This window comes from Nonomuraea sp. NPDC049129, assembly GCF_040648495.1.
GTDB lineage: Bacteria > Actinomycetota > Actinomycetes > Streptosporangiales > Streptosporangiaceae > Nonomuraea.
Genome location: NZ_JBEZDU010000051.1, coordinates 24,734 through 35,151 on the forward strand (window position 1 = coordinate 24,734; position 10,418 = coordinate 35,151).

General features: G+C 69.9%; 8 protein-coding genes. 6 read left to right on the forward strand and 2 right to left on the reverse strand.

Annotated features, from left to right (window positions below):
• Window positions 1-8 precede the first annotated feature (8 nt).
• The 5 genes from AB0B64_RS59500 (at window position 9) to AB0B64_RS59520 (ending at window position 7,255) form a co-directional block, all read left to right on the forward strand.
• Window positions 9-578, forward strand: a complete 570-nt coding sequence (locus AB0B64_RS59500) for a DUF1707 domain-containing protein (RefSeq protein WP_357961702.1) — start codon at window positions 9-11, stop codon at window positions 576-578.
• Window positions 579-713: 135 nt separating this feature from the next.
• On the forward strand, window positions 714-1,739 hold the full coding sequence (plsX, locus tag AB0B64_RS59505; protein WP_357961700.1) for a phosphate acyltransferase PlsX: 1,026 nt from the start codon (window positions 714-716) through the stop codon (window positions 1,737-1,739).
• Between the two features lie 31 nt (window positions 1,740-1,770).
• Window positions 1,771-4,095 (forward strand): HAD-IC family P-type ATPase, encoded by a 2,325-nt coding sequence (locus AB0B64_RS59510; protein ID WP_358205971.1) that lies wholly within the window; start codon window positions 1,771-1,773, stop codon window positions 4,093-4,095.
• Window positions 4,092-5,819, forward strand: coding sequence for an arginine--tRNA ligase (argS, locus tag AB0B64_RS59515; RefSeq protein WP_357961694.1), 1,728 nt, complete (start codon window positions 4,092-4,094; stop codon window positions 5,817-5,819). The genes AB0B64_RS59510 and argS overlap by 4 nt, the downstream gene beginning before the upstream one ends.
• A gap of 92 nt (window positions 5,820-5,911) precedes the next feature.
• Window positions 5,912-7,255, forward strand: a complete 1,344-nt coding sequence (locus AB0B64_RS59520) for a hypothetical protein (RefSeq protein ID WP_357961691.1) — start codon at window positions 5,912-5,914, stop codon at window positions 7,253-7,255.
• Here AB0B64_RS59520 and AB0B64_RS59525 read toward each other — a convergent pair.
• Window positions 7,252-7,632, reverse strand: a complete 381-nt coding sequence (locus AB0B64_RS59525; RefSeq protein ID WP_357961688.1) for a cell division protein SepF — start codon at window positions 7,630-7,632, stop codon at window positions 7,252-7,254. The two genes, AB0B64_RS59520 and AB0B64_RS59525, sit on opposite strands and share 4 nt — an antisense overlap.
• A gap of 164 nt (window positions 7,633-7,796) precedes the next feature.
• Between AB0B64_RS59525 and AB0B64_RS59530 the strand changes: the two genes are divergently transcribed.
• Window positions 7,797-8,561, forward strand: a complete 765-nt coding sequence (locus tag AB0B64_RS59530) for a PhzF family phenazine biosynthesis protein (RefSeq protein ID WP_357961685.1) — start codon at window positions 7,797-7,799, stop codon at window positions 8,559-8,561.
• A gap of 481 nt (window positions 8,562-9,042) precedes the next feature.
• Here AB0B64_RS59530 and AB0B64_RS59535 read toward each other — a convergent pair whose 3' ends face one another.
• Window positions 9,043-9,525 carry a nucleoside deaminase gene (locus AB0B64_RS59535; RefSeq protein WP_357961683.1) on the reverse strand — a complete coding sequence of 161 codons (483 nt, stop codon included), beginning with the start codon at window positions 9,523-9,525 and terminating at the stop codon, window positions 9,043-9,045.
• Window positions 9,526-10,418 lie beyond the last annotated feature (893 nt).

The following is a 10,418-nucleotide window of genomic DNA, read 5'->3' on the forward strand; positions in this document are numbered from 1 at the left end:
GGCAAATTGTGACCCCTGATCCCGTTATGCGCGCCTCCGACGCCGACCGCGACCGCGTGGCCGCGGTGCTCGGTGAGGCCCTCGCCACCGGAAGGCTCACCAGCCTCGAACACGCGGACCGCCTCGACGCTGCCTACACGGCCAAGACCGTCGGTGAACTGGTCCCCATCACCTCTGACCTGCCCGATGTGTCGGCGCCAAACATGGTGGCCCTCGGTATTGAGCAGCAGACGATCGACTCGAAGTTCAGCAAGGTGATCAGGAAGGGCCGCTGGGTCGCCTCCCGCCACACCAGGTTGTCGGCGAGGTTCGGCGCGCTGATCATCGACCTGACGGACGCCGTGCTGCCCGGCCGGGAGATCACCATCGAGGCCGACGCCCGCTTCAGCAAGCTGATCGTGCTCGTGCCCGACAACGCCCAGGTGGTCGACGAGGGCGGCTCCATGTTCGGCAAGCGCCAAGTGAGCGGCGGCACACGCGAGGACGGCCCGCTCATCCGGGTCACGGGCCGATCGATGTTCTCCAAGGTCATCGTCTCGCGCGAGGTCTCCGACTGGAACCTGAACAGCGTCGGCTGACGCGGCCACCCGCCGATCGGCCCGGCGGACAGCCTGCCTACGATGCGGACGGGGGCGAAACGGGGGGCCGACCGCGGCGCGACCGCGTTCCGGCCGCACCACAGGAACGCTCCGCGAGCCGTACGAGGTGACCTTTTGTCCGACACCAGGCCGATCGCGCTCGACGCCATGGGCGGCGACCACGCGCCGCACGAGATAGTGGCGGGGGCCGTGCACGCCGTGCGCGAGCGCGGGCTGGCGGTGGTGCTCGTCGGCTCGCCCAAGGTGCTGTACGAGGCGCTCGCCGACCACGACGCGACCAAGGAGATCCCCATCGTGCGGGCCGAGGAGGCCCTGGCGATGGACGAGGGCGCGCTGGCCAGCCTGCGCCGACCCCGCTCCAGCATCGCGATCGCCTGCCATCTCGTACGGCGGGGCGACGCGTCGGCGGTGGTGTCCGCGGGCTCGACCGCCGGGATCGTGACCACGGGCCGGCTCAGGCTCAAGGCCCAGCAGGGCGTGCTCCGGCCGGCCATCGCCGTCGCGCTGCCCACGCTGCCGAAACCCACGCTGCTCCTCGACGCGGGCGCGAACGCCGAGGTCAAGCCGGAGATGCTTGTGCAGTTCGGGCATCTGGGGTCCGTCTACGCCGAGCTGGCGTACGAGGTCTCCACGCCCAAGGTCGGCCTGCTCACGATCGGCAGTGAGGCCGAGAAGGGTAACAAGATCGTCAAGCGGGCCCACGAGCTGCTGCAAGGCTCCCCGGGCCTCCATTTCATCGGCAACATCGAGGGCCACGACCTGCTGACCGGCATCGCCGACGTGATCACCACCGACGGCTTCACCGGCAACGTCGCGCTGAAGACCATGGAAGGCGCGGTCCGCTACGCGTTCGGCGAGCTCCGGCGGACCATCGACGACAGCAGGACGGCCAGGCTGGGGGCGTTCCTGCAGCGGTCACGCCTGCGCGAGCTGCGCAGCCGCCTGGACGCCGAGGCCCATGGCGGTGCCGTACTCCTCGGACTGAACGGGACCGTGGTGATCGCCCACGGCTCGTCCAGAGCGGCCGGCATCAGCGCCGCCTGCCGGCTCGCCGCCGACCTGTCGGCGCAGGGCGTCGTGGCGCGCATCGGCGACAGAATCGCGGCCGCACACCGCCCGCATCGCCTGAGAACCCCATAGTCTGTGGCGGATCCACAAATCTGGGGGTTGTGTGGACGGCTTAACTTCAGCACAGGTCTCGGGGGCGAAGACCAACCATGTGCCGCGCCGGTCGAGCAGGTCGCTCGGCGCGATCATCAGGGCGAATGTCTTCACCCTGTTCAACCTGGTCATCGGCGTGCTCTGGGCGCTGGTCCTGATCTTCGGCGCGTGGCAGGACGGGCTGTTCGGGCTGGTCATCGTGGCCAACGCGCTGATCGGCATCGTGCAGGAGCTCCGGGCCAAGCGCACGCTCGACAGGCTCGCGGTGATCAACGAGGCGCCGGTCACGGTCCGCCGCGACGGCCGCGAGCAGGAGATCCCGCCTCGCCAGGTGGTGCTCGGCGACCTGATCCTGCTCGGGCCCGGCGACCGCCTGCTGGTGGACGGCGAGGTCGTCGAGTCCGACGGGCTGGAGATCGACGAATCGCTCCTGACCGGCGAGGCCGACCCGGTGCACAAGCTGCCGGGCGACCAGGTGCTGTCGGGCAGCTTCGCCGTCGCGGGCTCGGGCGCGTTCGTCGCGACCAAGGTCGGCACCGACGCCTACGCCGTACGGTTAGCGGAGGAGGCGAGCCGGTTTCACCTCGCGCGCTCGGAACTGCGTGAAGGCGTCGCGAACTTCATCAAGTACATCACCTGGCTCGTCATCCCGATCGGCACGCTGCTGATCTACAGCCAGCTGCGCAATTCGGCCGACTTCGGCACCGCCATCACCGGCGCGGTCGCCGGCATCGTCACCATGATCCCCGAGGGCCTGGTGCTGATGACCTCGATCGCCTTCGCGGTCGGCGTCGTACGGCTCGGCCGCCGCAGCTGCCTGGTCCAGGAGCTGCCCGCGATCGAGGGCCTGGCCCGGGTCGACGTGCTCTGCCTCGACAAGACCGGCACGCTCACCGCGGGCGGCATGGACCTCGGCGAGGTACTCCCCCTGAGCGAGGGCCGGCCGATCCATGACGCGCTCGCCGCCCTGGCCAACGTGGACCACCGGCCCAATGCCACGGCCAAGGCCATCCAGTCCCGCTACCCCGCGGCGGCCGACGGGTGGACGGCCGTCGACGTCGTGCCGTTCTCCTCGGCGCGCAAGTGGAGCGGCGCCGACTTCGGCCCCCACGGGGTGTGGCTGCTCGGCGCCCCCGACGTCCTGCTCGACGCCACCGCCGACGGCTACGAGCGGGCCGCCGAGCTGGCCTCGACCGGCGCCCGCGTGCTGGCGCTGTGCCGTGCGGACAGCTTGGCTTCCGCAAGCGTGGCGCCGGCCGCCGGAACCGAGAAGGCCGCCGACGGAACGGCGGAGGCCGTCGCGCTCGTTACGCTCAAGCAGCGCATCAGGCCCGATGCGCACGAGACCCTGCGGTACTTCGCCAAGCAGGGCGTCACCGTCAAGGTGATCTCCGGCGACAATCCTGACGCCGTGGCCGCGATCGCCACCGGCCTGGAGATTCCGGACGGCCATCGCGCGATCGACGCGCGTACCCTGCCGGCGGACGACCCGGCCAAGCTGGCCGAGCTGCTGGACACCCACACCGTGTTCGGCCGCGTCACCCCTCAGCAGAAGCGCGCCTTCGTCGGCGCGCTCCAGTCGCGCGGCCACACCGTGGCGATGACCGGCGACGGCGTCAACGACGTGCTCGCGCTGAAGGACGCCGACCTGGGCATCGCGATGGGCGCGGGTAGTCCGGCCACCAAGGCCGTCGCCCAGGTGGTGCTGCTGGACGACAAGTTCTCCTCGCTGCCGCACGTCGTGGGCGAGGGCCGACGGGTGCTGGCCAACATCGAGCGGGTCTCGAACCTGTTCCTCACCAAGACGTTCTACGCCATCGCCCTCTCGCTGCTCACCGGGGTGCTCGGGCTGATGTTCCCGTTCGCGCCGCGCCATTCCACGCTGGTGAACGCGCTGACCATCGGCATCCCGGCGTTCGTCCTGGCGCTCGCGCCGACACTCGAACGCGCCAAGCCCGGGTTCGTGCCCCGGGTGCTGCGCTTCGCCGTACCCGCCGGGCTGCTCTGCGCGGGCGCGGTGTTCCTGGCGTTCTGGGCCGCGCACAGCGGCACCTCCACCCTGATCGAGGATCGTACGTCGGCGACGATCGCGCTCTTCCTCACCACCTGGTGGGTGCTCATCCTGATCACCAAGCCGCTCACCCTGGGGCGGGTCGCCATGATCGGCGCCATGGCCGGGCTGTTCGCGCTGGCCCTCGCGATCCCCTTCATCCGCCATTTCTTCGCCCTCGAACCCGGCGATCTGAGCAACGATCTGACCGCCGTCGGCATCTCCGTGGTGGCTGCCGCGGGCATCAGCGTGGCGGTCAAGGTCGCCGGTACCCTTAGACCATGACCGACCCGCAGACAGTGCTCACCGAGCGCGTCCAGCAGGCGCTGGCGCACGCGTTCGGCTCCGAGTACGCCGACGCAGATCCGCTGATCCGGCCCTCCCAGTTCGCCGACTTCCAGGCGAACGTCGCGATGAGCCTGGCCAAGCGACTGCGACGCGCTCCGCGGGAGGTCGCCGAGGCCATCGCCGCGGAGCTGTCCGACTTCCCCGGCACGGTCGAGGTCAGCGGTCCCGGCTTTCTCAACATCGCGCTCGACGACTCGTGGATCGAGTCCGAGGCGACCGCGATGCTCGACGACCCGCGCGCGGGCGTCGGCTTCGCCACGCCGCCGCAGACCGTGGTGGTCGACTACTCCGCGCCCAATGCGGCCAAGGAGATGCACGTCGGTCACCTGCGCACCACGATCGTGGGCGACGCGCTGGCCCGCATGCACGAGCACCTCGGCAACACCGTCATCAGGCAGAACCACCTCGGCGACTGGGGCACGCCGTTCGGCATGCTCATCGAGCATCTGCTCGACATCGGCGAGGAGGCCGCCGTCGCGCAGCTCGAAGCCGGCATGGGCACCGAGTATTACCAGGCGGCCAGGAGCCAGTTCGACGGCGGCGAGGAGTTCAAGGTCCGCTCGCGCAAGCGGGTGACCATGCTCCAGTCGGGCGACCCGGAGACCCTGCGGCTCTGGCACGTCTTCATGGACGCCACGATCCGCTACTTCAACAAGGTCTACGGCATGCTCGGCGTCACACTCACCGACGCCGACATCGCCGGCGAGAGCATGTACAACCCGATGCTCGAGAAGACCTGCGACGACCTGGAGGCCGCCGGGGTCGCCGTGCTGAGCGAGGGCGCGCTCTGCGTCTTCCCGCCCGGCTTCACCGGCTCCGACGACAAGCCGCTGCCACTGATCGTCAGGAAGAGCGACGGCGGCTACGGCTACGCTTCCACCGACATGGCGGCGATCCGCTACCGGGTCGACGACCTCAAGTCCGACCGCATGCTCTACGTGGTGGGCGCCGACCAGGCGCTGCACTTCCGCATGGTGTTCGCGGCGGCCAAGCTGGCCGGCTGGCTGCCCGAGACGGTCTCGGCCGAGCACGTCCAGATCGGCATGATGTTGGGCAAGGACGGGCGCCGGTTCAAGACCAGGTCCGGCGAGTCGATCAAGCTGATGGACCTGCTGCAGGAGGCGGTCGACCGGGCCGCGGCGGCCATCGCCGACCGCGGCTACGACGAGACCGCGCGGGCCGAGATCGCGCACGCTGTGGGCATGGGTGCGGTGAAGTACGCCGACCTGTCGGTCAGTCACGACAGCGAATACGTCTTCGACTACGACCGCATGCTCGGGTTCAACGGCAACACCGGCCCCTACATGCAGTACGCGACGGCCCGGATCCGCTCCATCTTCCGCAAGGCGGGCGTGGCCCCGGCCGACGCGACCGGCGACATCGTGCTCGGCGAGCCCGCCGAGCGCGCCCTGGCCCTCCACCTGCTGGGCTTCGGCGCACTGGTGGAGCAGGTCGCGGCCCTGTCGGAGCCGCACCGGCTCTGCGCCTTCCTGTTCGAGACCGCCAGCCTCTTCAGCACCTTCTACGAGGAGTGCCCGGTGGCCAAGGACGGGGTCGACGCCGAGACGAAGGCGCACCGGCTCGCTCTCTGCGCGCTGACCCTGCGAGTCCTGGAGACAGGGCTCGATCTGCTCGGCGTCCCGGTGCCCGAGCGCATGTAGCACGTGCGGGCGCGCCTCCACCTGGACGGCGCGCCCCCCGGCTAGGCTTTACGCGGTCATGAACTGAGGCCACTATGGGGGAGTTCTCTGCCTTGAGCACGGACCTGACTGCCGACCCCCAAGCAGCAACCGAGCTGCACCGATATGCCGAGGCGCTGCTGTCTCACCTGGCCGCCAACGGCGCCGCGCCCCCGGCCCCGCCCGACTTTCCCGACAAACCTGGCTACTGGCTGCCACCCGCCGTCGAAGCGCTGGTGGCGATCCTCGCCGGTGACGACCCGCTGGCGCCGCTGAGCAAGGCGGCCGGGCGCGACCAGCAGCAGACCGCGCTCTTCCTGGCGCTCGCCTTGGCCGTCGCGGGTCACGGCAGCCGCATCCACGCCTCCTGGCTCGGCACCGCCTTCGGCGACCTGTCGCTCGACCAGCCGGTCACCCACGGTCAGCGGGCGCTCTGGCTGGCCGCGGCCAGGGGCGCGTACGGCCCCGCCGGGAAGATCTTCGTGCTCCGCAAGCTCGACGCGGTGGCCGTACCCGAGCACGCGGACGCCGCGCAGTGGACGCAGGCGCTCCTCCCCGGCGAGCCGTCGGTGGTGGTGCCCCCTTCGCTGCTCGACTTCCCGGAGATGGCGGAGATCCCCGAACTCGCCACGCCCGTCCAGGCAGCCGCGCGGCTCGCCCGGCTGCGTGCCCGATGCGCGGAGATCACCTCGGCGAAGCAGGCCGAGCACGACTCCTCCACCCCGCTCACCAACAGCTCCGGCAGCCCCGCCGCCGCGTGGGAGGAGGACGAGCCGCTGGCCGTACTCCGCTCACTCATCGGACTCGGCGGCCCCGCAGGACCGATGGCCGCGCTGAGCTCGCACCTCCTCGACGACCTGCGCCCCGGCGCCGATCCGCATCTGGCGGCGCTCGCCCTGCACGTGGCGGGCCCGATCCTGCGCGGCGTAGCGGAGGAGCTCGAATCCGACAGCCGGCTCGCGCCGCCCGACACGGTGACCGTCTCATTGCTCGGCCACGACATCGAGCTGCACCCCGAGGGGCCAGACGATGCCTCGCTCGCGGCGGCCGAACGCGAGATCGTGGACCAGGGCACGCTGCGGCGACGGCCGCCATGGGCGGCCGTCGCGCTGATCGTGGCGGGGGTCGGTCTGCTCCTCGGAGCGCTGCTGGCCGACGGGCTGGGGGTGCCCGTGCTCGCCGCACCGGGGGTGGCACTGCTGGGCCTGGCGGGCTGGCAACTCTGGCGGCGCCGCAAGGCCGTTGAATCGGACGCCCGCTACGTGGCCGCGCAGATCGCCGAGCTCAAGGAGCTGGCCGACGGCGCGGTGTGGGCGCTGCATGGATACGCGCGTGAGGCGGTCACGCGAGCGGAACAGGCCGCGGACGACTCGGCCGAGCTCACCCGGCTGATCCGTCGCGGCCCGCGCGCGGCCTAGGAGTTCTCGATCTCCACGTGGGCCGGCGCGAGCAGGAACACGCGGTCGGCGATGCGCTCGATCCGACCCTCACAGCCATAGGCAAGGCCGGCCGCGAAGTCGACCATCCTGGTCGCCTCCGGCATCGGCATGCCCGTCACGTCCATGATCACCGTCTGGCCATCACGGAAGTGCTGCCCGATCATCGGCGCGTCGTTGTACTTGAGCGGCTGAACCATCACGATTCGTGACGAGTCGGCGGTCGAACGCCAGCGCCTCGCCGCCCGCTCCGTCGCCGGCATGTACTCCTCTTCGTACTGCTCGTCGTCGTAGCCGTCGTCGTAGTGGTCGATCCCGCCCAGGCCAAGGTAGCTCACCACCTTGCGCACTGCCCCCATCGGCTTGTCCTTTCCTCAGGAACTCACCTCAATCGGCACGTCCCACCATTGGACGTTAACCGACGACGAGAAGTTCGCCGTGCGACACGCCCACAACTAATTCCATTTTGTACGGCTAGCGGCCAGGTATCACCTGGATATCTCTCCCCCGATAGCCTCGATACATGCGCGTGTTCACTGTAGATGCCTTCACCGACACTTCTTTCCGGGGCAATCCGGCCGCGGTGTGCCTGCTGGACTCGCCCTCTCCCGAGTCATGGATGCAGGCCGTCGCCACGGAGATGAACCTGTCGGAGACCGCCTTCCTGCTCGGCGATTCGCTACGCTGGTTCACCCCCGCGGTCGAGGTCTCCCTCTGCGGCCACGCCACGCTGGCCACCGCACATGTGCTCTATTCCACAGGTGCGGCCGGCGGTCAGCTCGAATTCAGTACGGCGAGCGGAACACTCACCGTGAATCGCATGGCCAACGGCATGATCACGATGGATTTCCCGGCGAAGGAAGTGTCGCCGACGGCCGTTCCCGACGGGTTGGAAAATGCACTCGGAGCTGCACCGGTGCAGGTCGGGAGGAGCAATCTCGACCTGGTGGTGGAGCTGGAATCGGAGGCGAAGATACGTTCACTCGCACCCGACATCGCGGCACTGGCCACCATCGAGGCCCGTGGCGTGATCGTCACGGCGCGGGGCTCGTCGACCGACTTCGTCTCCCGCTTCTTCGCCCCGAACGTGGGCGTCCCAGAGGACCCGGTGACGGGCTCGGCACACTGCGCGCTGGCCCCTTATTGGGGGCAGCGGCTGGGACGGGACACCATGGTGGGCGCGCAACTGTCGGCCAGGGGCGGGCTGGTGCACGTGCGGTTGGACGGGGACCGCGTACACCTGGCCGGGCGAGCGGTCACGGTGCTGTCGGGGGAACTGCACGTCTGACGGGATGAGTGGATCGTGGCAGGACCCTGCATGTTCGACGGTGGGAACCGCACCTTTGACCGGACCCGCACGCGCGATGGGACGTCCGCTGGACGCGGCCCGCACGCTTCACGGGCCTGCGCGAGTGACGGGACGTCCACTGGACGGGACCTGCACGTGCGAGGCGGACTGCATGTGCGACTGGGCCTGCACGTGCGAGGCGGACTGCATGTGTGACTGGGCCTGCACGTGTATCGGCAGTCTGACTGTTGGCAGGGACCCGCACGCTTGACGGGACCAGCAATTTGACGGGACAGACTTGCCGAGCCCGTATCCCGGACATCCAGGGACCGCCGTGACGGTCGTCCGTACCGGCCGAGCCTCAGCCGGCGGAGCCGTGACGGCGGCGGTGCAGTTCCCGGGGTTCCGTACCGGGCCGACCTCAGCCAGAGGCGCTGTGACGACGTCGGTGCAGCTCCCAGGGGTCCATATCGGGCCGACCTCAGCCAGAGGCGCTGTGACGACGTCGGTGCAGCTCCCGTACCTGGGCTGCAAGCTCGGGCACCGGTCCCTCCACCACGGCACCCGGAACGACCTGCTGGATCGGCAGTGTCCGCACCGGCGGCGCGGGAACGCCCAACTCGGCGAGCCACCCGGCAAGCTGCTCCGACGAACTCGCGTACACAATGCGCCCCAGCCCGACCCACCCGTGCGCGGCCGCACACATCGGGCAGTGCTCCCCAGAGGTGTAGACGGTCGCGGCCGCCCTTTCCTCAACCGTCATATGCGCTGCTGCCCACCGAGCGAGCTCGAACTCCGGATGCCGGGTATTGTCACCGGCGGCCACGCGGTTGTGATCCTCGACGAGGACGATCCCGTCAGCGGACACGAGCACGGACCCGAACGGCTCGTCTCCCACCTCCAGCGCCTCCGTCGCCAACTCCACACATCGCCGCAGGTGCCGCAGGTCGGTTTCGGTCGCCACAGTGCCTCTCCCGGAGTTCCGATCTTCGAGTTCCATGCTAGGGCTTCGGGATTTAGCACCTCTCAGCGCATCGGTGCCAGCGCACCAGGCGAGGGCGAGGCGGGTCTCATCGCACCGGGCCAGAACCGCGTAGATCTCAGCACGCCAGACCGGGGCGCGTGGATCTCAACGCGGCAGGCCGGGGCAGCGTGGGCGGTCAGGGAGGAGCTGGTCGTGGGGCCGACGCGTGTGGTGAGGGCGAACGTACCTCCTGAACGTGACCCGAGCGCGGCTTCGTACGCGTGGCCGGATCGCTGCCGAGCCATCGCACGGTGAATGCGGCCGGATCAGCCCTGACGACTGGGATCTCAGTAGGAGACAGTGAGCCGACCCACCACGTACCGCAGAGGCACGCACCCCCGCTACTGCAGAGGCGCGCAGCTTACCCCCCGTACCCCAGGAGCGCGACTCGCCTCCGTAGCCTGAGGCGCACGTGATGCCCAAGTACCTCAGAGGCGCGCGGCCTACCCCCGTACCCCAGGGACGCGCGACTCACCCCAGGCCCTACGGCGCGTGACCCCCAAGTACCGCAGAAACGCGCGGCCTACCCCCGTACCCCAGGGACGCGCGACTCACCCCAGGCCCTACGGCGCGTGACCCCCAAGTACCGCAGAAACGCGCGGCCTACCCTCGTACCCCAGGGACGCGCGACTCACCCCCGGAACCAGGGGCGCCCGACCCCCAGTACCGGAGGGCCGCGCGACGGCGATCATCCTGTTGCCAGTGAGGTCTGCGGGCACATCTGCCGGATGCCCGAGGGGTGGGGGGGCCCGGGGGCGCCCCCCCCCCCCGGGGGCAAGCACCCAAAAAAAAAAAATCGGCACACGACAAGACCGGCGGGTTTTTGGGGGGGC

Excerpts from the sequence above, each read along its gene's own strand:
- AB0B64_RS59530 (WP_357961685.1), top strand. The coding sequence starts at position 7,797 with ATGCGCGTGTTCACTGTAGATGCCTTCACCGACACTTCTTTCCGGGGC.
- argS (WP_357961694.1), top strand. The coding sequence starts at position 4,092 with ATGACCGACCCGCAGACAGTGCTCACCGAGCGCGTCCAGCAGGCGCTG.
- AB0B64_RS59525 (WP_357961688.1), bottom strand. The coding sequence starts at position 7,632 with ATGGGGGCAGTGCGCAAGGTGGTGAGCTACCTTGGCCTGGGCGGGATC.